General features: G+C 59.7%; 23 protein-coding genes. 9 read left to right on the forward strand and 14 right to left on the reverse strand.

Features of this window, described 5'->3' with window-relative positions:
- Positions 1–36: 36 nt before the first annotated feature.
- Positions 37–1155, reverse strand: a complete 1119-nt coding sequence (pstS, locus tag RUH64_RS09325; protein ID WP_313812963.1) for a phosphate ABC transporter substrate-binding protein PstS — start codon at positions 1153–1155, stop codon at positions 37–39.
- A gap of 252 nt (positions 1156–1407) precedes the next feature.
- On the opposite strand from pstS, the gene RUH64_RS09330 reads away from it, so the two are divergent.
- From RUH64_RS09330 to disA, 3 genes are read left to right on the forward strand one after another with little or no spacing between them, the layout of a single operon-like run.
- On the forward strand, positions 1408–2529 hold the full coding sequence (locus RUH64_RS09330) for an FUSC family protein (protein WP_313812964.1): 1122 nt from the start codon (positions 1408–1410) through the stop codon (positions 2527–2529).
- Between the two features lie 20 nt (positions 2530–2549).
- Positions 2550–3944, forward strand: a complete 1395-nt coding sequence (radA, locus tag RUH64_RS09335; RefSeq protein ID WP_313812965.1) for a DNA repair protein RadA — start codon at positions 2550–2552, stop codon at positions 3942–3944.
- A 33-nt stretch (positions 3945–3977) separates the two neighbouring features.
- The gene (disA, locus tag RUH64_RS09340; RefSeq protein WP_313812966.1) at positions 3978–5051 is read left to right on the forward strand and encodes a DNA integrity scanning diadenylate cyclase DisA; all 1074 of its coding nucleotides are present in this window, start codon (positions 3978–3980) and stop codon (positions 5049–5051) included.
- A 2-nt stretch (positions 5052–5053) separates the two neighbouring features.
- Here the strand turns inward: disA and RUH64_RS09345 are convergent, their stop codons facing one another.
- Positions 5054–5665, reverse strand: a complete 612-nt coding sequence (locus RUH64_RS09345) for a hypothetical protein (RefSeq protein WP_313812967.1) — start codon at positions 5663–5665, stop codon at positions 5054–5056.
- An 85-nt stretch (positions 5666–5750) separates the two neighbouring features.
- Between RUH64_RS09345 and RUH64_RS09350 the strand changes: the two genes are divergently transcribed.
- The gene (locus tag RUH64_RS09350) at positions 5751–6659 is read left to right on the forward strand and encodes an A/G-specific adenine glycosylase (protein ID WP_313812968.1); all 909 of its coding nucleotides are present in this window, start codon (positions 5751–5753) and stop codon (positions 6657–6659) included.
- Between the two features lie 41 nt (positions 6660–6700).
- Positions 6701–7498, forward strand: coding sequence for a DUF1206 domain-containing protein (locus tag RUH64_RS09355; protein WP_313812969.1), 798 nt, complete (start codon positions 6701–6703; stop codon positions 7496–7498).
- A 1-nt stretch (position 7499) separates the two neighbouring features.
- Here RUH64_RS09355 and RUH64_RS09360 read toward each other — a convergent pair whose 3' ends face one another.
- Complete coding sequence (locus RUH64_RS09360) at positions 7500–8006, reverse strand: amino-acid N-acetyltransferase (RefSeq protein WP_313812970.1); 507 nt, start codon at positions 8004–8006, stop codon at positions 7500–7502.
- A gap of 130 nt (positions 8007–8136) precedes the next feature.
- On the opposite strand from RUH64_RS09360, the gene RUH64_RS09365 reads away from it, so the two are divergent.
- The 3 genes from RUH64_RS09365 to RUH64_RS09375 all read left to right on the forward strand — a co-directional run bounded on the left by RUH64_RS09365 (position 8137) and on the right by RUH64_RS09375 (position 9960).
- The gene (locus RUH64_RS09365) at positions 8137–8928 is read left to right on the forward strand and encodes an MFS transporter (RefSeq protein ID WP_313812971.1); all 792 of its coding nucleotides are present in this window, start codon (positions 8137–8139) and stop codon (positions 8926–8928) included.
- Between the two features lie 264 nt (positions 8929–9192).
- Positions 9193–9483, forward strand: coding sequence for a hypothetical protein (locus RUH64_RS09370; RefSeq protein ID WP_313812972.1), 291 nt, complete (start codon positions 9193–9195; stop codon positions 9481–9483).
- Between the two features lie 69 nt (positions 9484–9552).
- The gene (locus RUH64_RS09375) at positions 9553–9960 is read left to right on the forward strand and encodes a hypothetical protein (RefSeq protein ID WP_313812973.1); all 408 of its coding nucleotides are present in this window, start codon (positions 9553–9555) and stop codon (positions 9958–9960) included.
- A 74-nt stretch (positions 9961–10034) separates the two neighbouring features.
- Here RUH64_RS09375 and RUH64_RS09380 read toward each other — a convergent pair whose 3' ends face one another.
- From RUH64_RS09380 to RUH64_RS09410, 7 genes are all read right to left on the reverse strand, one after another.
- Positions 10035–10439 carry a hypothetical protein gene (locus tag RUH64_RS09380; protein ID WP_313812974.1) on the reverse strand — a complete coding sequence of 135 codons (405 nt, stop codon included), beginning with the start codon at positions 10437–10439 and terminating at the stop codon, positions 10035–10037.
- Between the two features lie 14 nt (positions 10440–10453).
- The gene (locus tag RUH64_RS09385) at positions 10454–11413 is read right to left on the reverse strand and encodes a peptidoglycan-binding protein (RefSeq protein WP_313812975.1); all 960 of its coding nucleotides are present in this window, start codon (positions 11411–11413) and stop codon (positions 10454–10456) included.
- Between the two features lie 100 nt (positions 11414–11513).
- On the reverse strand, positions 11514–12704 hold the full coding sequence (locus RUH64_RS09390; protein WP_313812976.1) for a hypothetical protein: 1191 nt from the start codon (positions 12702–12704) through the stop codon (positions 11514–11516).
- Between the two features lie 44 nt (positions 12705–12748).
- Positions 12749–13177: a DUF2746 domain-containing protein gene (locus RUH64_RS09395; RefSeq protein WP_313812977.1), complete on the reverse strand. Its 429-nt coding sequence runs from the start codon at positions 13175–13177 to the stop codon at positions 12749–12751.
- A gap of 74 nt (positions 13178–13251) precedes the next feature.
- Positions 13252–15231, reverse strand: coding sequence for a hypothetical protein (locus RUH64_RS09400; protein WP_313812978.1), 1980 nt, complete (start codon positions 15229–15231; stop codon positions 13252–13254).
- Complete coding sequence (locus tag RUH64_RS09405) at positions 15232–15714, reverse strand: hypothetical protein (protein WP_313812979.1); 483 nt, start codon at positions 15712–15714, stop codon at positions 15232–15234. It abuts the gene before it with no gap.
- Positions 15715–15747: 33 nt separating this feature from the next.
- The gene (locus RUH64_RS09410; protein WP_313812980.1) at positions 15748–15948 is read right to left on the reverse strand and encodes a hypothetical protein; all 201 of its coding nucleotides are present in this window, start codon (positions 15946–15948) and stop codon (positions 15748–15750) included.
- A gap of 30 nt (positions 15949–15978) precedes the next feature.
- Between RUH64_RS09410 and RUH64_RS09415 the strand changes: the two genes are divergently transcribed.
- On the forward strand, positions 15979–16392 hold the full coding sequence (locus tag RUH64_RS09415; RefSeq protein ID WP_313812981.1) for a hypothetical protein: 414 nt from the start codon (positions 15979–15981) through the stop codon (positions 16390–16392).
- 3 nt (positions 16393–16395) lie between these two features.
- On the opposite strand, the gene RUH64_RS09420 is transcribed toward RUH64_RS09415, so the two are convergent.
- From RUH64_RS09420 to RUH64_RS09435, 4 genes are all read right to left on the reverse strand, one after another.
- Positions 16396–17169 carry a hypothetical protein gene (locus tag RUH64_RS09420; protein WP_313812982.1) on the reverse strand — a complete coding sequence of 258 codons (774 nt, stop codon included), beginning with the start codon at positions 17167–17169 and terminating at the stop codon, positions 16396–16398.
- On the reverse strand, positions 17166–18233 hold the full coding sequence (locus RUH64_RS09425; RefSeq protein WP_313812983.1) for a hypothetical protein: 1068 nt from the start codon (positions 18231–18233) through the stop codon (positions 17166–17168). The genes RUH64_RS09420 and RUH64_RS09425 overlap by 4 nt, the downstream gene beginning before the upstream one ends.
- An 82-nt stretch (positions 18234–18315) precedes the next feature.
- Positions 18316–19077, reverse strand: a complete 762-nt coding sequence (locus RUH64_RS09430) for a phage tail domain-containing protein (protein WP_313812984.1) — start codon at positions 19075–19077, stop codon at positions 18316–18318.
- Positions 19067–22231, reverse strand: a complete 3165-nt coding sequence (locus RUH64_RS09435) for a phage tail tape measure protein (RefSeq protein WP_313812985.1) — start codon at positions 22229–22231, stop codon at positions 19067–19069. Before RUH64_RS09435 ends, RUH64_RS09430 begins: the two co-directional genes overlap by 11 nt.
- Positions 22232–22233 lie beyond the last annotated feature (2 nt).

The raw sequence follows: 22233 nt of genomic DNA on the forward strand, positions 1-22233 counted from the left end.
GGGGGGGGGGGGGCGGCTTCCCGCCCACACCGGGTGTTACTTGGCGACGGTGATCGCGTCGATGGCCGCGGCGGCCTTCTCTTCGATGCTGGTCGACAGCGGGGCGTTGCCGGCCGAGTCGGAGGCTACCTTCTGGCCTTCGGCTGAAACGACGTACTTGCCGAATGCCTTGACCAGGTCGACGGTTGCCTGATCCTTATAGGTGCTGCAGTAGATGTGGTAGGAGAGCAGCACGATGGGGTAGGTGCCCGCCTCGGTGGTGTCGCGCTTCAGGTCAAGTGCCAGGTCGTTCGGGCCGGAACCCTCTACCGGGGTGGCGGTTTCAAGCGCCTTGGCGGCGGCTTCGGCGGAGATCTTGGTGTACTCGTCGCCGACCTTGACGTTCACGGTGGACAGGTCGCCCACGGCGGAGAAGTCTGCGTAGGTGATGGCGCCGGCGGTGGAGCTGGCGGTGGAAACCACACCCGAGGTGCCCTTGGCGTTCTCGGACTGGATGTCCTTCGGCCAGTCGCCGGAGACGTCGTAGGTCCAGACATCGCCCGCGGTGGCCTTCAGGTACTCGACGAAGTTCTCGGTGGTGCCGGACTCGTCGTTGCGGTGCACCACGGTGATTGCGGTGTCCGGCAGCTTGGCGTCGGGGTTCTGCTTGGCGATGGCCTCATCGTTCCACTTGGTGATCTCCTTCTTGAAGATCTTGGCGATGGTGTCTGCATTCAGGTTCAGCGAGTCGACGCCATCGAGGTTGAAGGCCACTGCAATCGGTGAGACGTAGGCTGGAATGTTGAAGGCGCCGTCCGGGCCGCAGACCTGCTTGGCCTGGTCCTTTTCCTCGTCCTTCAGGTAGGCGTCGGAACCGGCGAACTGTGCGCCGCCGGCCAGGAATGCCTTGCGGCCCGCGCCCGAACCGTCAGGCGAGTACTGCACGTTGGCCTGGGCGTTCTCTGCCTTGAACCCGTTGATCCAGGCTTCCATGGCCGAGTTCTGTGAGGAAGCGCCGATGCCGGTCAGGGTGCCGGAGACTCCGGCGCCCGCCGATGCGCCCTCGGCCGGTGCTGCGGTGGCTGCGCCGGTCGGGTTGTCCGAACCGCAGGCAGTCAGTGCCAGTGCTGCGATGGAAAGAACAGCAGCTGCACTGCCAAGACGATTGATCTTCACGAGTAGTACTCCCCAATAAGTGTGGTGGAAAATGATGTAAACCTTGCAGCGGACATCCTTCCCGCTTCACCTAGAACGTTAAGGAGCCAAAGTGACCAGCTCCCCCAGCAAAGGTGAACGAAAGGTTAACAACGAGTTGCAGCGGCGGTGATCCTGATCACGAATTTTTTCGCCGCCTCGTTCCACCCCAAGGACTCCCCTCGTCAGCCCGTAAATACAGGTCTTTTTCTCCGCCCATGACAAACTAGAGGCATGGCTACAGGTCGCACGGTGCGTACTTTTCTTGCCACGCGCAATAAGGCAGGACTGGTCCGCGCCCGCAATTCGCTGCCGAGGATCATCCGGATGACCCTCGGCGCCATCGGCGCGTTCTGGGCGGCGGAGGAACTGCTGGGACACACCCAGCCGATCTTTGCGGCCACCAGCGCGCTGGTATCGCTGGGATTCGGCGGAGCGACCACCGTGCGGCGCACTGCAGAGGTGGCGTTGGGCTGCACGCTGGGAGTGGCCCTGGGTGATCTGCTCATGCAATGGCTGGGACAGGGCATCTGGCAGGCGGCGGTGGTGATGTCGCTGAGCCTGGTGATCGCCCGCTACCTTGATTCGGGGGCGATCTTCTCCACGCAGCTGGGCATGCAGTCGGCGCTGGTGGTGCTGCTGCCGATCAGCGTGGACGGCCCCTTCGCCCGGTCGCTGGATGCGGTGACCGGTTCGGTGCTGGCGCTGCTGATCATCGTCCTGTGGCCCTCCGACCCGCGGCGCACCCCGGTGGCGGCCCTTTCCGAACTGTTCAAGGAGCTCTCCGAGTCGATGCTCGAATGCTCCTGGGCCATCAGGGACGACGACCGCCGCGCTGCGTTCCATGCACTGGTCAAGGCCCGCGCCACGCAGAAGTATCTTGACCAGCTGCCCGCCGCCTTCAAGGCTTCGCAGGAGCTTGCCATGCTCTCCCCCGCCGGGCGGCGGCATCGCGAGGAGCTAAACCGCCTCTCGGAGCGGTTCAACCACTACGACTGGGCTTCACGCAACGCTCGAGTGTTTGTGCGGCGCCTGGCATCCACCCTGAGCAACAGCGCGCTGACCCCCGAGGGTTCGGCGGCGCTCGCCCCGCTGCTGCGGGAGATCGCCGAGGGCATCAACGCGCTGGCCCAATCGGTGCGCGAGCCGACGCTGGCAGGCCAGCACAAATACGAAAAGATCGCACGCTCCCAGCTTGAGGCCGCCGCGGCCCAGTTGGATCCACGGGCGCTGGGCGTTGAGGGGCTGCAGGGCGAAGGGCTGGTGCTACTGCTTCGCCCCATGGTCGTTGATCTGTTGGAAGCCGCGGGGCGCAGCAATGAATCCGCCGTCGAGTTCTTCCCGAAGTTGTCCTAGCCGGTCGATAGCATTGGTACATGGCCAAAACTTCGACTAAGACCAAAGCTACTGCGAGCTTTAAGTGCTCCGAATGCGGCTGGACCACCATCAAATGGGTGGGCCGCTGCGGCGAATGCCAGGCCTGGGGCACGGTAGAAGAGGTTGGCGTGGTCAGCGCCCGCACCGTGGCCGCCGCCAAGGTGGCCCACCCCGCCAAGCCCATCGCGCAGATCGACGGTTCCGAGGCGGCCTTCCGCCCCAGCGGCGTGCCCGAGCTGGACCGCGTGCTCGGCGGCGGCCTGGTCCCGGCCGCGGCGATCCTGCTGGCCGGCGAACCAGGCGTGGGCAAGTCGACGCTGCTGCTCGACGTGGCGGCCAAGGCGGCGCAGACCGGGCTGCGCGTGCTGTACCTGACCGGCGAGGAGTCCGCGGCACAGGTCAAGTCCCGCGCCGAACGCATCAACGCCATCGCCGACACCCTGTACCTCGCCGCAGAGACGGACCTGTCGTTGGCGCTGGGGCAGATCCAGGAGATCAACCCGCAGCTGCTGATCCTCGACTCCGTGCAGACCTTCTCCTCTGCAGAGGTCGACGGGGCCGCCGGCGGCGTCTCCCAGGTGCGCGAGGTGGCCGCCTCCATCATCAACTCCGCAAAAACCCGCGCAATGACGACCATCATGGTGGGACACGTGACCAAGGAGGGCTCGGTGGCCGGCCCGCGCCTGCTCGAGCACCTGGTGGACGTGGTCTGCCAGTTCGACGGTGAAAAGCATTCGCGGCTGCGCATCCTGCGCGCGCTGAAGAACCGCTACGGCGCCACCGACGAGGTGGGCTGCTTCGATTTGAACGAGGACGGCATCGAATCGCTGACCGACCCGTCCAAGCTTTTCGTCACGCGCACCCGCAACCCGGTGCCCGGCACCTGCATCACCGTCACCCTCGAGGGCCGGCGCCCGCTGGTCGCCGAGGTGCAGACCCTGCTCTCGCGCGGCAGCGGCCCGGCCCCGCGCAGGGCCACCAGCGGCCTGGACGCGGCCCGTGCCCAAATGGTCGTCGCGGTGCTGCAGGCCCGCGCCCATATGGACCTGTCTTCCATGGACTCCTATATAGCAACGGTGGGCGGGGTGAAGATCGCCGAACCGGCCGCGGACCTTGCCTGCGCGCTGGCGCTGGCCTCCTCGATGAACGAGTTCCCGCTGCCCCAAGACTTCGTGGCCTTCGGCGAGGTCGGCCTCGCCGGCGAGGTGCGGCAGGTCCCGGAGATCGCGCGGCGCATCACCGAGGCGCAGCGCCTTGGCTTCTCCTTCGCCATGGCGCCTGCCACCCCCGAGCCGTTGAAGAACATTCCCGAGGGCATCCGTGTGTTTCAGGTGGAGAACGTGGCCCAGGCCCTTGACATCGCGTTTAACCAGCGGCAGAAGCCAACACGATAAACTTGGTGTTGCTGCCCGCTGAAAGGACGCACGTTGAAGCCGCATCCAGCACCCGAACTGCTCACCACCCTGGCCCGGATCGCCCCGGGAACCGAACTTGCCCAGGGTTTGGAGCGTATTCAGCGCGGCCGCACCGGCGCCCTGATCGTGCTCGGGCATGACAGGATCGTCGAGTCCATCTGCTCCGGCGGCTTCAGGATCAACACCGAGTACACACCCACCAGGCTGCGCGAACTGGCGAAGATGGACGGTGCGATCATCCTCGACGCCTCGGCCAAGCAGATCCTTCAGGCGGGCGTGCAGCTGATGCCCGATGCCGGGATCGAGACCCAGGAATCAGGCACCCGCCACCGCACCGCTGAGCGCGTGGCGGCGCAGACCGGTTTTCCAGTGATCTCCGTGTCCCAGTCAATGCAGACGATCACGCTCTATGCGGCCGGCGAGCGCCATGTGCTTGAACCCGCCGAACGCCTGCTGGCCCGCGGCAACCAGGCTATTGCCACGCTTGAGCGCTACCGCCACCGCCTCGACCAGGTCACCAGCGCATTATCTGCCGCTGAAATCGAGGACGTCGCCACCGTGCGCGAGGTGCTTGCGGTCCTGCAGCGCACGGAAATGCTGCGCCGCACCAGCGAGGAAATCTCCCGCTACGTTCTTGAGCTCGGCGTGGACGGGCGTCTGCTCGCCTCCCAGCACACCGAACTGCTGGCCGGCATCCACGTGGACAACCAGCTGCTGCTGCGCGACTACTCCCATGCCGACGGCGCCGAGCTGGATATCGAGGCCGCCCTGGAGAAACTGCATGAGATTTCCGATGCACAGCTGATCGAGCCGGAGGCGTTGACCAAGATCCTCTTCCCGCACTCCACCGCGGATCAGGAAGACCAGCTGACCCCGAAGGGCTACCGCCTGCTCTCGCAGATCCGCTCTGTACCCAAGGCGATCGGCGAGCGGCTGGTCGCCTCGTTCGACAACCTGCAGCTGCTGATGGCCGCCTCGACCACCCAGTTGATGCAGATCGAGGGCGTCGGCGAACAGCGTGCGCGCTCCATCCGCGAAGGCCTTGCCCGGATGGCCGAATCTTCACTTCTCGACCGCTACATCTAGGGCTACTTCAGCACGAAGGTCACCGGGTCGCTGGTGAATTCTCCCAGCGCAGCGGTGAACTTATAGGTGCCCGGCAGCGGCTTGGAGTTGATTGCCTTGCACCCGGGGGCCGAACGCTTGCGGTCCCATTCGAACCTTGCGCTCTCCTTCTGTCCCGCGGCGAATTTGAGCATCACGTCTTCGCTGTTGGCCAAGCAGTCAACGGTGGAGAAGATGCGGTCGGACCCGCTGGAAATCAGGAATTCCTGCTGGCTCGTGCCGACGTTGACCTCACAGTCGCGATCCGAGGTGTTCTCGATACCCAGGGTGAGCACCGGGTTTTCCTCGGGGGCATATGACTTTTTATCGGTGGATGCGGTGATCTTAACTTCGTCGTCCTTGCAGACCTCGCCGGAAGCTTCCTTGGGCTTCTCGCTGCCGTCGGCGCTGGGGGTCGCCTGCACACTGGGCGCTGCGGCGGTCGGGTTCGGGTTGTCTCCCGAGCTGAACAAACCGACCAGGGCGGTAATGCCCCAGATGATCACGCCCACAAGCAAGAGGGCCGCGATAGCCACAGTGATGCGCCGGCGCCGATAAACGCCAGCCGATTCCTTGCCCCCCGAAGTTTTGCTCATGGGTTAAGGCTAGTTCATCGACCGGCTTCAACCGCGTCATAGCGCGTGATTCTGCGCCGAGATACCTCTCATTTAGAGTGGTGAGGTGCAGCAAATTCACGACAAGATCAATAACTGGTACATACACAACGCCCGCGACCTTCCGTGGCGCCGCCCCTCGGCCACCGGCTGGGAAGTGATGGTCAGTGAATTCATGCTCCAGCAGACGCCCGTGGCGCGCGTACTGCCGGTGTGGGAGGAGTGGATGCGGCGCTGGCCGCGCCCCCAGGATCTGGCGGCCGAACCCCTCTCCGAGGCGCTCAAGGCGTGGGGACGCCTAGGGTATCCGCGTCGCGCCCAGCGCTTGCATGCGGCGGCCATCGAGATCACCACCGAATACAACGGCCAGGTCCCGCGCACCGAGGAGCAGCTGCGCGCGCTGCCCGGGGTCGGCGACTACACGGCTGCGGCGATCGCCTGCTTTGCCTTCAAGGAGCCGACGGTGGTTGTCGACACGAACATCCGCCGGGTCCATGCCCGGCTCTTCGGCGGGATGGCCCTGCCGGAGCCGAGCCCGCGTGCCAGCGAGTTCGCCCGCGCAAGGGAAGTTCAGCCGCGGGACACGCAGGCGGCAAATCTGTGGAACGTCTCGGTGATGGAGCTCGGCGCCCTTCTCTGCACCGCGCGCACTCCCAAATGCGAGCAATGCCCGGTGTTCAATGACTGTGCCTGGATCAAGGCCGGGCAGCCCGCACCCCACTACACTCCCAAGGGGCAGGCGTGGAAGGGAACCGACCGGCAGGTCCGCGGGGCGATCATGGCGATCCTGCGCGAGCATGATCACCCGGTGGCGGAGTCCAGTTTCCTCACAGACCTTTCTCTGCAGTCCCATGCGAAGTATGTCGCCCTGGGCATGCTTGAATCGCCGCTGGAACAGCGCGAACGTGCATTGGCCGGATTGCTGAAGGACGGATTGGCGGTGGCCGAGCCAGAAGGCATTCGCCTTCCTTCCTAGGAATCAGCGCAGAGTCGGTGCAATGGATCTAAGCTATGTCCATGAGCGCTTCCTCCTCCGACGCCCTACGACAGGTGACTGATCATCCGTGGTTTCGGCGCATTGCCCGCTTGGGGTACATCGCGAACGCAGTATTACACGCAATGTTGGGCGTGCTGGCCCTGACGCTCGCACAAGGGGGCAATACTGAAGCTGACCAAAGCGGGGCGATGCAGACTTTAGCCCAAGACCCCTGGGGAATGATCTTGCTCTGGTTTTGCGCACTGTCAGCAGCTCTTCTGGGTCTCTGGTCAATTGCGCAAGCGGTGATGACACAGACCAAGGCAACACGACGGTTCAAGGTCGGTGGCACCGGGCTGGTTTTTATCGCACTCAGCGGCGCGTTCTTTCAATTTGCCACGGGCCACCATAGCGATTCGGGGCAGACGACCAGCTCAATTAGCTCGGTGCTCATGCAGTCGGCAGGCGGTAGGTTCCTGCTGATTGCGCTTGGACTGGGGCTCATAGGAATCGGCGGATACTTCATCTTTCGTGGCATTTCGCGGCGATTCCTCGAAGACATCGACTCATCCAGCCACGTGGCGCTGCAAAAGGCAATCACCATTTCTGGGGCACTCGGATATCCTGCCAAGGGTCTCGTCCTTGCAGCTGTGGGGTTGCTGTTCATTAGCGCCACGGTCCAAAACAATCCGGAAGATTCAACCGGCCTCGACGGTGCGCTCAAGGCAGTTCGAGACCAAGATTTCGGTCCCACGGCACTAGCTCTGGTCGGAGCAGGTTTGCTGGCCTACGCCGTATACCTCGCCTTCCGGTCTCGCTACGACAGCATGGATGCCTGAATTACAGGGTGATGATCATCCGGGTATTGCCAAGGGTATTTGGCTTGACGCGGGCCAGATCCAAGAATTCTGCCACGCCTTCATCGCGTGAGAGCAGGATTTCTTGGTACACGGCGGGGTCCACGGCGCTCTGGTCCGCCATTACGCTGAATCCCTGGCGTTCGAAGAACTTCACCTCGAAGGTCAGGCAGAAGACCCGCGCCACCCCGACTATGCGCGCCCTGCGCAGCAGTTCGTTCAACAGCAGATGCCCCACCCCCTGGCCGCGCACCGCTGAGGAGGTGGCAAGTGTGCGGATTTCGGCGATGTCCTCCCAAATCACATGCAGGCCTCCGCAGCCGACGACGTTGCCTTCGGAATCCTCAGCCACCACGAATTCTTGAATCGATTCGTAATAGGTCACCGCTTCTTTATCCAGCAAGATTCGCTCCTCGGCCAACGGTCGCACCAAGCTGCGAATCGCCTGGACGTCACTGGTTTTTGCTGAACGAACGGTAATTGTATTCACACATCAAATCCTATGCCCGCGTGATTACAGAATCGATTCTTCGGTAGGCAAAAGTCACGGATCACACCCGGTGTGGTGTTCTATGCGAAACTTAGCTTCGGCGGCGGTGATTCTACGGCGAAGGAACAGGATGGCGACAAAGTCTGCAGCTCCCGGGTTCGGATTGCTCTCCATCCTGCTTGCGGCCGTCGGCATCGCGCCCCTGCTCAACTACGGGTTGAGCGCCACCAGTGATCTGGTCATCCGCGACCTGGGCATCAACGAAACCCAGTTCGGCCTGCTGGCCACCGCATGCTTCGGCTGCGGCGCCATCGGCAATGTCGTGTTCGGCAGGTATTCGGACCGGCAGTCCGACGCAAAGTTGCTGGCCCTGGTCTTCGGCATTGCCGCAGTTGCCATGACCGTGGCAGCCATTCCGGCTGGTTATGCCTTCTTGCTCGTCGCCTCCGGAATTGCAGGCTTCGCCCAGTCCTTCCCCAATGGCGTCACCAACCGCATCCTTGTCCAGCGGGTGCCCGCGGCGCAGCGCATCGGCTGGACAGGCATCAAGCAATCTGGGGTTCAGGTTTCGCAGCTGGTGGGAAGCCTCGGCTTCCCCCTCATGGCCGGAATCATCGGCTGGCACGGCGCCTCGGCCGCTGGTGCTGTCTTCGCGGTGCTTTTGGCGATGCTCGCGGTGCGGATCTTGGGCAAGACGCCGATGTTCCCGGCCCCGACACCACGGCAGCAGGTCAGTGCTGTTCCGCTTCGGGACGCAGCCCCCGATGTCTCTACCAGATTCATCGTATTTGCCCTGACACTTTTCGGCTTCATCAATGGTGTCGGGGTGCAGGCAACAAACGTAGGCTGTTCTAAACCCCATTTGAGACTGACACGAACTTCGAACCACAGATATATTGATCGTCCTTTAACAAGTTCATGATTGAGTACGAACATTATGAACATGATCAACGTGTGCATTTGATTAGTTGCTGACTAAACGACCAACTTCTTCAAACTTGTAAAGATGTTAAACGTCAACATCAAAGTCGACAGTTATTAAGTGAGATCCTTCATCAAAATATTTAGTTATGCGCTATAACGCGCTATAGTTCATGAACGTGCAACGTTTACACACAATGTATGTACCAACGAAGCACGCACTTTGGTGTACTCGTGTGTCACCATACAACAGGAAGTGATCAGAATGGACAACGCAGAAGCACTCGTTCACTCTATTGGGCTTCATGCAGTTTCGGGCATTGGTAAAGAAAATCTCCGTGCACTCGAAGTTGCATTGGATTCCGATAGTCACGAAGCACACATTGCCGTAGTTTTACGTCATGAGTCTGAAGAGCAGATCCTTCGCACTACTGACAAGCTTAATGATCTACAGATTCTATTTCTCGGTGAGGCTTCAATTGAATGGTCTTTCGAGGAAGCTGGCTCCCGTACCCGTACGGTTCGAGCAACCGAAAAACAGTATCAGTACGCCTAGGCAACGATGCTCCCTACTACATCGCAGCTAGAAGATTGGGCCGGTCCCCATTGGAGGACGGCCCAGTCTTTGTTTAAGAGCTCTGACCAATGGGCGGCTGTTGCCGCGTTTTATACTTCGTACCATTACTTGCGTGCAGCGCTCATCGCAGATCCAGTATTTCAGGATCAGAAGGCGCTCTCATTGATCCACCCGGCGTTGAAGGTCGGCGATCAATTCGAGAAAAAACATAGCTTTGGTGGCTTGAGTAAAGCACAGCTTGGACTCATAGAAATGTGTATTGTGGTATATCCTCATGTCTCGCGTTATTACACGCTTGGGCATCAAGCCAGCTGCGGAGTTCGGTATGATGGAGGCTTCCCTCGTCACGTGTCGCTTGAAAAATCCATGGAATACGCCGAAATCTTCCGGCAAGAGTACCTTGCAGGGAACCTGGTACATACCAAGTCCAAGGCCCTCAAAGCTGCACAATCCTAGTCTTCTCTTTAACGAAGAAAACTGCCCGATCATATTCACCTTGCGGTGAATATGATCGGGCAGTTTCGCTGCAGCTACTTGCGGAAGGTCTCACCGTCGAAGCCAGGGTAAGAGCCCTCGGCCGCGGCCGTTGAGAAATCCTCCTGCGGTTCAACTTCGACCTGATCGCCAGGATCCGCAAAAGTGATTCCGGATCCCAACGGATCGTTCGCTTCACGCAGCGAATCAATGTGCTTCACGATCGTTCCGTACACCAACTGCTGCAGACCGTAGACGACGAGGAACGCCGGGAGGATCTGCATCCCGGTAAGCGCGCCAGTCGCGAACGAATACACTCCGGCGATTGCCAGTGACACCACGACGGGCAGCGCAACGCTGAGCGTCTTGGACCAGTCGCGGGTCTTGCGCCACTGGATGACCGGCGCCGAGGCGATGGTGAAGACCGCGGCGATCGCGGCCATGAGGATATCTGTATCCATGAGGTGGTTCTCCTTTACTTGAAGGGTGGGATGTCGAGCATTCGGCAGGTGATCGCACCGGCTTGGCCGTCGGCCTTGCCGCCGCCGAGCTTGGTGTAGCGGGTCCAGTTGGCTTTCTGGATCGCAGTGACGTGCTTGGCCAGGACTGGGCCGTAGTCGCCGTCGCGGACGAGCTTGCCCAGGCGCTGCGAGGCAGCCCATTTGGCAACGGCCGGCTGCAGCGTGTTGCGCACCCACTCGTACCAGCGCTGTGTGGTCGGGCCCCAGTAGCCGTCGGCCTTGAAGGTGGCGCCGCCGTACTTGCGTGCCCGCTCCTGGTAGCGCTTCACCGCGGAGCGGGTCATTTCGCCGTAGATGCCATCGATCTCGCCGGTGTAGATGCCAAGCGACTTGAGCAGCTTCTGGATCTTCTTGGTGTCCTTGGCGGAAACACCCTTCCAGACGGTTTTGGTCTTCGGCGCTGGCTTCGAAGTGCCACCGGTAGGCTTGGTGACTTCCTCGACCTTGCCTTCAGTGGCTCGACGGATCTTGTCTGCCACGCGCTTGACCGCGGCCGGCGAACCCACGATCTCGAAGTGCATGTCATCGCGCTTCGAAATCAGCAGGTTATAGTCGCCGCCCCAGCGCAGTGTGCCTTCGTAGTACTTGAGGCGGGCGCGGATCGCTGCGCGCTGCGCCGCGGCGAAGGTATTGATTGCCCCGCGTGGGTGGCGCATGGCGTTGACGTCGACCGCGTAGCCGCCGGCATGGTTCGAATAGCCCTTGGTCTTGCCACGTACCGGGCGGACCGCGTGGCCCCAGTCGTCCTCGCCCTGGTCGACGTCCTCGATGTGCTGATCGACGTACAGGACGATGTCTGTCAGGATGACCGCGACGTCGCCGCCGTGCACCTTGCCGATGATTTTCGGGATCCGTGTGAGCTGCGAACTGGTCGAGTCAAAGATGACCGGCCAGCCGTTCTGGCATAGGGCCATGGGGTTTCCTTTCGGGTATGCGAAAGCCCCGGCACCGGGTGGTGCCAGGGCATAAGAAAAGCCCCGACCATTTGGTCTAGGGCTTGGGTGGTTTGCGCTCCTACGGAACTACGGGTAGTGCAGCAAGAGCGGCCGCTGTGGGCCACGCGTCGGTGGTGAGCCAGCTGATCTGCGTGATCGAGTACTGATCGCCAAAGGTCGGCGTTGCGGTTCGGTTGATGATTCCCATGTCCCGCTCCGCGTAGCGAATAGTGACGCCTGTAAGGTTCGTGGTGCCGCTGCTGTTCATGTACACCGGGACGCGGGCGGTGATAGCCGTAGGCCGGAAACCGATTGGATATCCAGTCAAGAAGAAATTGGATGTAGCTGCACCAGTGAAGGTGACATTCTTCAGTAGCAGTGTTGCCCGGTTGCTTTCGCGGATCATGCGAGCGAAACCGTCGGTGCCTACAGTGACGTTCGCAGTCAGCAGGCTGGCTACATCACGCATAAACGTGGTCGACGACAGTAGTTTCTCTGTTGCGCCGGCGGAAACGTAGACCCGCTCTCCGACTGTTGAGTCGACCCGAAGGGTTGCGTTACCTGGGTCGCCCTGCGGACCCTTGAGCCAGTTCATGAATTCGGCTTCGGTCCCCGTGTGGCCGAGGCCCAACCAGACTTGGTAGGCCGAGAGCCCGTCGAAGTTCCCGGCGTCGGCATCCGATCGCACGCTGTTCGAAACTTGCTTCGCTTCCAACGCGGCCTGCTTCGATTCCTCGGCCGACGCTGCAGACTCAGCCGAGGACTCCGCGGATCGAAGCGCGGCCGCCTCCGACTGAGGAAGACCATATCCAGGGGTAGCCGGAGTCGGCGCAACGTCGGCAAGATTCAGCGGTTCTTCCGCATACGGGAGCAGAAAACTGAACGTTGGGATCTGAACTTGAACGTCCCCGACCTTATTGAACTTCGTTTCGATCGACCAGGTGTAATCCTGTACCGATGCATTCGGGTCATCTGTCACGTGCAGCACAACGCCGCGGTACATCGGCCGGCCCTCTTGCGGATGCCCCTTTGGATACGGCGTGGCCAAATGCCCCTCGTCGTCGAAGATCGCATTTATGGGTACGCGGACCAGCGTTGCGGATCCTGCTGACGTGTGGACGTTGTTGTAAGTGACGAACATCTTTAACACAGCGGTCCCGGCTACCGGTACCGTGTCAGGTTTCTGGTCAGGGTCCACACCGTCCGTTACCGCTGCAGCGACCCACCAGTTCACCAGACGTGTTCTGAGCTCGTCAGGCAAAACGCTCATCGGTGTTCCTTTCAGACTGGAATAGAACCACCCCACGAGGTGGCTTAGGTTATCCGTTTCTTATCGTGATACTGATTATGAAGATCGCTGATCATCGCTCGAACTGGTTCGGATTCTTTGACATGCTCTTCAAACTCTTCCCGCAAGACCTGTGTCTCACGTCTACCTGCCCTATCCTCGGCACGTAGATGACCGATATCCATTCGGGTAGCTTGATGGTCCTCACGTAATCCACGAACATCACGCGCGATCTCTCGCAATGCGCTCACGGTAGCTTCATGCCGTTCGTCCTGTTCCTCGCGGAGGTTCGTTGTGTGGGTGTTCTTTACCTGTTCCCGCGCCTCCTTGGCGTCTTTGGCGGCCGAGCGCGCGTCTTTCTTCGTCTTGCCAACATCGAAGGACAGCTTTCCAATCAAAGCTGTCAGCAGCGTGACAGCACCACCGATGATTGCGAGCAATACAGTCTCAGACATTCTTGCCTTTCACCGCTCCTGTGGGAGGGCACAAAAAATGCGCCCTCCACACAGGCGCCTCATGATCGATTTGGTTACGACGAATACAGATCGTCCAGAGCTTGCTTTAGACGAGAGTTCGGATTGTTCAAAGACTGCAGGAACATGTTGATGAACTCCGTCAAAGCAGGCGAACGACTCAACGTCGTTGGTGCATTGCCGTCCAGAATCGTGCGAGCATCCGGATACCGATCGTTCACCGGGAGTGCGCCCATGGTTACCAGCGCTTTCACCGTGCCCCCATGATTGACCAGCATGCAAACGTTGCCAATGATGTTGTTCAACGTTCCAGTCTTGCCGGCAATGAACTCCGGGAAGCTCGGGTTTCCATTCACAGGGATCGAGTGGTTGATCGTGAACGTTCTGGCATTCGGCCCAGTAATGGTTACCGTATGCGTTAGTTCACCCATGATACCGATCAACGTTGAGTCCTCGTCACGGATACGGAAGATCAACTGGGCCATCTGCCGAGCAGTAGCCTTGTTGCTGGTGCCGAGACCCGAAGCCGTGGTGAAGTTCGCGCCGGTCCAGCCCCAACCCTGCACCGTGCTATTCATCAGCGCGATGAACTTGTCACGAGGCGTATCAGTTCCCGACAGTTCAGATCCGACCCGCGCCGCCAGCAGCTCAGCGGCCACGTTGTGCGACGGAAGAGAAGCCATGTAGAACAGCTCGCGCCACGTGATCACGTCGCCCGCCTTGATCTCCGGAGAGGATCCACCGGTGATCGTGTTGATCGTTGCCATCTCAGTGCTATCGAGCGTCAACGCTTCACTGAGTCGGGCATTGGTCACCGTCTTGCGCGCCACGTACTGCATCAACATCTTGGTCAGCGAGGCCGGGATCTCCGGCTGGTCGGGAAGTTTCCCGAAGTCCAAAGTCCCATCGGCGCGCATGAGCACGGCTTCCTTTGATTTCAACCGGTCCGACTGCACAAGTGAAGCTGGCAAGGTAATCGACTGCAACGCACGTTCCATCCGTTCGCGTACTTCGTCCGAAGGGATTCCCTTATAGATCAATGTCGGACCGATCAGGCCGTCCCACCAACGCCCCGCGGTTCCGGCTTGGTGATTGCCCAAGGTTAGGCCGTCCAGCGGGCGGGTGTTTGCGGTGGATCCCCAGGAACCGGTCCGCGGAACACCGTCGACGAAGAATCGTGAACCTGTGGTCGAGAATGCTCCGTTGAACTGAGCGCCGAACACGTGGTCGAATGCATCTACGTCGACGGTCGATCCAAACTCATTGCCCGCATAGGATCCCCACTTGCCCGGGAACAGTGACGAAGCGAGAATTGCTTGCCGGCCCGCGTTGGTCGCACCGTCGACGATGACGCGGCTTGTAGGGTTCGAGATGTCAGAGCGTGCCAGGGTCATGATGAATGTCGGCTGCTGCAACGCTTCAGGGAAAAGGCCGGTGCGCAGTGCGTTCGGCACGTCGCCCACGCCGTACCACGCGCCGCCGTAGCCGTCCCAGGACGCTGGGGACCATCGCGGCCTAGATGAAGCAACATTGGTCGTTGCTGGCGGAAGGTTGCCCATGAGGTCGTAAATTGCCGCCACGTCACCGTTGACCAGATCGCGGCCCTTCGGATTGGCCGGATCGTAGAGCGCGTACCACCCATCGGACTTTGCCAGATCGTAGATCATGCGCTGCCGTTCAGGCATCGGCACGTCAGCATCGTCCGCAACAGTACGCCACGGCCCCCACAGATTCGCGGCCGCATCAATCGCTTCACGCCAGATCATCTTGTCTGAGTCCGTGCGGCGCTGCACAACGGCGAAACCCGCCGATGCAGGAAGAACTTCCCAGACGAACGAAGAACCTGCGAGCGGCATGTTCAAGTAACCACCAGTGGTTACGCCCTGCCAGATGCCGTAGTGCTCTGGCTTGTAGTAGTCGTTCGCGTTCGCACCATCAGGCAGAAGGCCACGGCGCTGCGGAACCTTCGCCAGGATCTCCATAGCGATCGAGTCGCCAGGCATTCCCTTGAGATTAGCGATAACTTCCCACGCCATTTAGGGCCTCCATACATGTAGATCGGACGTATTCAAAGGATCGAAAGGATCCGGATCGGGACCTGGCTCCTGCTGAAGCCAATACATCCCTGGATAAGGCTTCGCTGGCGGGTACTGACCAACCCAGACGAGGCTACGGTTGATGTTTCCGCCGCCACCCGTCGGGTCAATCAGATCTTTGAGCTGTCCGCCTGCCGGGGGAACACGGATCTTGATTCCCAGATAACCGGTCAATGCATGGCCGTCCTGGTTCCAACGGATCGATACGTCGTACCAGGCATCCAAAGTCATGGTTGTGGTTGGAAGCAGCCCAACGGTGCATCTATTGTTGGCATCCGGTTTGACCGGATAGCTATTCATATCAGCGACAAGAGTGTTATCGCTGGTGGTGTTGGCTTGGTTGAGCGTGAAGATCACTTCTCCGTCTTTCGGATCCATGCTGGATCCTGCAAGGTCAGCGAAATCGAAATCGACGACAGCCACGGCCACCTCCTTTAAATGAAGAAACCCACCGAGTTATTCGGTGAGTTTCGTTGCGAGTGTGAGTTGCGCATCCTTGACAGCTATTGAGTGATTCGCCGCTGTTAGTGACTGCTGGTAAGTGGCTAGCACCAGCTTCAACAATTGATTTTCTTGGCGCACAGACGCCAAATCTTTTTCTAGTTTTTCGAGTCTTTCCTCTAAATTGGGTTTTTCATATTCATTAGAATCTGACATTTATCGGCTCCTTAGATTAATCTGGTAAACATGCGCCCAAAACTTATTTCTCTGCTTGCCGTACCGGCTCTCTTGCTCGTCGGTTGTTCCACTGCTGAACCAGCCCCATCGGACCCAGCTGCCTCGTCAGCTCCTACGGCGAGCGCGACCCCAACTGCAACAGCAACTGACGCAGAAGAACCAGCGACGGCTGACGATGCAGCTGCCGAAGCTGCCTTTCTTGAAGGCGTCTCGACCGTCACTGACAAGGCTTCACAACTGCCAAAGAACCTTCGGGCTAAAGCCGAAGATTCTTATTTGCTAAAGCGCGGTAAGGAATACTGCGAGACAATTGCGAAAAAGGGCACTGCCGAGCCTGAGCAGACTGTGGACAATGCTGATGATCTGGCCATTGAATCAATGATTCTGACGTCGGCCCGGATTTACCTTTGCCCTGCTGATTAGTTCTTAGATACGCCAAAGGCGCCCGGCTGCATCAATATGAACGTTGGCTTCTGCACCGGTTTTTACATCTACTGGGATAGTGACGCTCGGGCCATTGATCCTCACTCCGAGATTGTGTGTGACTACCAATCCGAATGTGGGCGAAGCTGCAATACCTCCGCCAAGGAAGTTGATCTGGCCACCGTTGGCTGGTTCGATTTGCAGGTTTCCTGCGTTGATCTTGCCGCCTTCTTCAATGTTCAGGTCGTTACTGAGCGTGGTCACGCCTTCCACCGCCAGGGTTCCTTTGGTGGACATTGGACCGGTCACGTCTAGAGTTCCTGAAATGGTGGAGTCGCCCTGTACATCCAGCAGGCCGGTGATAGTCGTGTCTCCGCCGATATCGGTGACGCCGTCTAGCTTCGTCGGCCCAGTCACTATGAGCTCACCGGTGATCGAGGTATTCCCGCTGATCGTGGTGATGCCCTCGATCGTCAGATCGCCGGTAACATTGGTGGGTCCTGTGATGTGATTCGTTCCCGACAGGTTGTTCGTGCCGGACATGTTGTTGTCGCCGGACGCATTGAACGTTCCTGTAACGTCCAAGGTGCCGGAGATCGTCGCTGTGCCAATCACCTGCAGGCCGCCGTTGAGGATGCGTATCCAACCACCGTCGTAGACTTCCAGACCTTCACGGCCGATAGCCGAGTGGTTCAGGTTGGAGTTGTTCATGAAACGCTCTAGCTTCGCGAGACGCCTTTTGAAATCTCCCTCGTTGATGTTTCGCTGCATGCTCATGCGCCCGAGCTCCTACCTTCCATCTCCTGTGTTTCGATCTTTACTACCTCGGAAGTCAGATCTCCAGACAAACCGATCAGCTCGAAAGGGTGCCAACCGGAGAGCAGCCATGAATCTTTGTCAGCCTTCCACCGGACGGACCCGCCCAACGCGAGCTCGTTCAGGGCCGGAGACCCATCGGCGCGAACTGCCATATCGAGCTGCCGAATCGCGCCGTCCTTAGCCCGACGAGCACCTGTTGTCGCAGACTGCAGACGCTCTAGAGATTTCATGCCTGAAAACTTCTCGGCATCCTCCAGCGCCGGGTATGGAAACCCATCACTGGATGACTGGCGAGTGAGCGTACGGCGTTCTGTGCCTTCGCCGGTGCCGTACATCTTATTCACCAGGTACGCGCCGGACAGCGTGTAGTTCATGTTCTCCACCGAGGACTTATCAACGTCCAGGTCGTAGTCCCACACACGAGTCTTGTTCGCATTGACTTCCATCACCCATTCCAGCGTCCCCTCGGAAGACCAACGTGGACGGAAATCGATATCTGGGCCTTCGTCATCTTCGATGTAATCGTTGATGAGATCAGAGGCCTTGTCGAAGTTGTACCCATACACCGTCATGTCTTCCGATCCGGCGGCGTCTGCAGGTAAAGAAATCGGCAGATCGTAGATCAGGGGTGACCCGAAATTATTCGTGATGTTCTGAATGATCTTCTTGATCATCGTTGCCTTGGACAAGTTGGTCCACGTGACCTTCGAACTTGAAATGTCGTTGGATCGGTCCGTGGTGACGATGCGCTTGCTGAAGATCGTCCAGATGTCCTCGTGCGACAGCGTGAGCTTCTTGGACGCCCATTCGTACGATGCCTCAGTGATCACCCCGGCATAGACAACATGCCACGTGTTGTACTTCGGATTACGCCATTCGACAACGATCCACGACTGCCACGGCCACACCGGCGTGCGCTGCGTTCCCTTGAACTTTTCGTGTTTCGTGTCTATGGTGATTCGCCCGCGGGATCCAGCGTTGCGTTTTCGTTCCCAAGATCCGGAATCAAAGGGAAGCTCCATGCGAACTTCCCATGTTGGTTTGATTCCAGGTCCTGGTACTGCGCCGTCTACCACTTGCACACGGTATGGCACACTGACCTCCTTAAATGAAAGTGTCGTACAGGCTGATATTGAACGTTCCGGATCCTCCGGCAAGTGGGTTAGGCCAGAAGTTTTGCTGCTCGCCGGGATTCACTGCGAAATACTCGGCGATTTCGATTCCCTTGTAAACGCGGTCGCCGTTTTCCCGGAGGATGCCAGTTCGCATATCCAGGGTGTGCGTTGAGCCAGAGGCAAGACTTTTCGTCACCGTTACCACGCGCCCGTTCAATGTGAGCTCGTACCCTCCAGGCATGCTGCCGGTGATCGTAATTACCGGCCAGGCATGAACGGTTCCTCGGTGGAACAATTCGATGCTGTCGCCGGCCGCTGTCTGGAAGGAACGGACTTCGCCATATTTGAATGGGTCCGTTGATTCCAGAGGGATCTGGAAGCTCAGGTAGTTGTCCGTGTCGAAGTTCGTCTTTACCTTGCCGCGTGGATCCACCCTGGCCCACTGTGTGGGCCCATGGCCACGCACCAGGAGCTTCTTCCCGCCTCGACCAGGTAGAGCGGTCAGGCGAAGCGCTGCTTCATGCAAGTAGTCGTGGCTCTTTGACCTGACTCGCCCGTTGAAGGTGATGAGCCTGGACTCGAAGTAGATCTCGGTATCGATAGTCCCGTCCCCGTTCACCCGATCATTTCGATCACGTTTAGGTTCAGGGCTATCGAACCAGCCTTCCAACTCTCCGAGTCGCTTCCACTCCCCCTCGCGGGTCCTACCTGTTAGTGGGTATCCGTCAAGGGTGATCATCTCAGCGACCAATGTTGACTCCTCTCTCGGCAAGCTTCACCGTTATTGCGTCTGTAACCTGCCGGGCCACACGGTTAGCATCCGTCGCACCATTGATCTGGATCTCAATCGGCGGGCCGTCATAACCACCAGCAGCTGCAGGCGCCGCACTGGACTGCATGACAGAGAACGATGAGATACCCACCGGCAGACCACCAATCTCCCCGCCGGTTGCATGTCCACGAATCGCGCCAGAGCGGATCCCCGCACGGAAGCGATACACGGAATCATGGCCACCCATCAGATCGACTTCCCTCGCGGTCAGCATGTGCTCACCATTCGAAGCCATGATCGGGACACTGTCCGACGTGCCCGAACCTGGGCCGAAAATCCCGCCGCCGTCAGCTTTACGCCCGAAGAGCGAGGTCACGCCACCGGACGGTCGCGATTCCTGCAGCTGCTTCTGAATCGGATTCTGAGGCCGGAAAGGGACGCCCTTAGTTTCATAGGTTTGAATGATGCTGACATTGGCGGTCATTCCGTCCAATTGCTCAGTCTTCTTGATCGTGTCCTCGGCGGTTTTCTTCGCCGCCTCGGACATCCACGAGCTGACCTTCACATCATCAGGAATACCCATCACCTTGCGAGCCATCGCGTCGGCCTTGTCGCCGGTGATCCCGAACTGACCCGCCGCCGTAATCAGCGAGTCATAGGTCGAGGTCATCGCCGACTGCAGTTCTTCTTCCGACGCGCCGCCGGCTGCCAGAGCCCGAACGTAGTCCTCGCCGGACTGTGCCAGAGCGTCAAAGGCCGCCTGGTTAGCGCGGCCCTTCTCCGTGTGTTCGTCGAGGCTCTTGCCGTTCTCCTTGATCGAGGCTGCGATGTCATCGATCGCCGCCTGATATTCACGGAACGCGGCCCGTTCATCACGGGTGATAACGCCGGCCTGGAAGAGCACATCGAGGAAATCCTCCATGTTGTCCACCGCGCCCTCGGCAGACACACCTACATCTTCCAGAGCGGACTCTGTGATCGCTGCGCCCTCGGCCGCTTGGATGCCGGCAGGCTTCACGCCCTCGATCGCCCAGTTCAAAAGCTCCTGATCGCTGACCGTCACGCCCGCCTGATTCGCTACGTCCTGCAAGGACGCAATGTAACCAGGCATCAGGTCGGCCGCATCCTGAGCGCTCTTTCCCTGGGCTTCGAACTGCTCCACGATGCCACGGAAGGCCTCCGCCGCCCGCTCACCGTTACCAGAAGCAACCATCTCGCCCAGTGCATCGCCGATACCGGTGAAGCGGGTTTCAAGCTGCGTCAGCTTGTCGTCGGGAAGGTTGAACCATCCATTCATGAAGTTCAGGTTCTGGTCAATCCGTTCGCCCAGCGAGGGATCACCGATATCCGAGATCGCCTGCTCTAGGTTCTTCACATCGCCCAGACGGCGAGCGCCAAAGACTGAGTCGGAGTCTCGGAAGACTTCGGTCATGTCTGTGGTTCCGAGGTTGGCGATGCGTGTGAGCGCTGCTGCGTAGGCTTCGGCGGTGATGACTTGCTCGTTTGTTGCGAGCTCTCCGACGATGGACCCGGCTGCGAATGCGGCTGACACGATACCTACGGCTTTGCCGATCTTGCCGATGACTCCTGGTACTGGACCTGCGGAGTCTTTCAGTTCCTTGAAGGCGGATACTCCGTCTCGGATCTTCGGCAGGAAGGTGACGATTGCGCCGCCGGCAAGCAGTGTTCCGCCGACGATGCCGGTGAGGATACCGCCGATGGCCAGTACCGGTTCGGGGATCTGTCCGACGAAGTCGATCATGGATTCTGCGCCTTGGACGAACTCGCGGAGTACGGCGTTGGCTCCGGATCCTGATTTCAGGAAGACGGTGTCGAAGCTGCCTCCGAGCTTTTCGAGGTCGCCTGCAAGGTTGTTCTGCATGGCGGCCGCGGTGTCGGCTGCGAAGCCGGCGTCGTTGACTGCGTCTTCCCACTTCTGGATGCCTTCAGCGCCCTCTTCGTAAAGGATGTTTGCTGCACGGACGGCGTCTGATCCGAAGATGGTCTTGAGCGTCGCGTTGCGTTGCTCGTCGCTCATGTCCCTGAGAGCGTTCTGGAGCACTCCGGCGTATTCGGACATGCCGATGAAGCTGCCGCTGGCGTCGTAGGCGCTCAGACCCAGCTCGTCCATGAGCTTTGCTGCTTCCTTGGAGTTGGGAGTCAGCGATTGCAGCATGGTCTTGAAGCTGGTTCCGGAGTCGGAGCCGGTCAGGCCGGCCGAGGCGAATGCGGCTAGGGCTCCGGTGGTTTCCTCAATGGTGAGGCCTACGCCGTTAGCTACCAGGCCGGACTGGTTGAGGGCTTCTCCGAGGTCTTCGACGCCGCCCTGGGCTTTGCCTGCGCCAGCGGCCAGCAGGTCGGCCACGTGTGGGACCGCTTCTCCGGAGAGCTTGAACTGGGTGATGGCTGAGGCGGCGATCTCTGCAGCCTTGGCCACTTCGATGTTGTCGGATGCTGCCAAAGACAAGGCACCGCTGAGGCCACCGCTCAGGATGTCCTGAGTATCGACACCAGCCTTCGCCAGTTCCTTGATGCCGCCGGCGGCTTCCTCTGCGCTAAATGCAGTATCAGCACCGGCGTCCACGGCGGCATCACGCAACAGATCCATGTTCTGTGCGGACTCGTGCGTAGCCGCCTGAACCTCAGACATGGACTTGTCGAAGTCGGCGTAAGTTTTGATCATCTTGCCAAAAGCAAGAGTCACAGCGCCGCCGGCCACCGTCACCGCCGGGGCAAGGGTCTGGTATGCCTCGGCCTGCTTGGCTACCGCGACTTCAGTTGCTGCAGCCGATTCCTGCGCTTCGACGTTCGCCAAGTACACGGCCTCGCTGAATTGATCGACGCCGTGCGCTGCCGCCTGCGAAGACGAGACGACCTTGCCGTGAGAGTTCACCAGCTGGCCGTTGGCGTTGTACAGAAGGCCCGCGTTCTTTGCGGCCTTCTGGTCTGCGTCAGCGACCAGCCGGATTTTCTTTGCCGCTTCCTCCGAGAACCGAGCGTTGTCCTGTGTTGCCTTGTTCGCGTTCTGAGTGGATTGGGTTAGGTCATCAGTGGACTTCTTAGCGTCCTTGAAACCGTTGATGAAGTTCTGGACGACGGCTTCAAGTCGTGCGACCACTCTGCGCTCGGCCACTG

Source organism: Glutamicibacter sp., from assembly GCF_032154645.1.
Taxonomy (GTDB): Bacteria; Actinomycetota; Actinomycetes; order Actinomycetales; family Micrococcaceae; genus Glutamicibacter.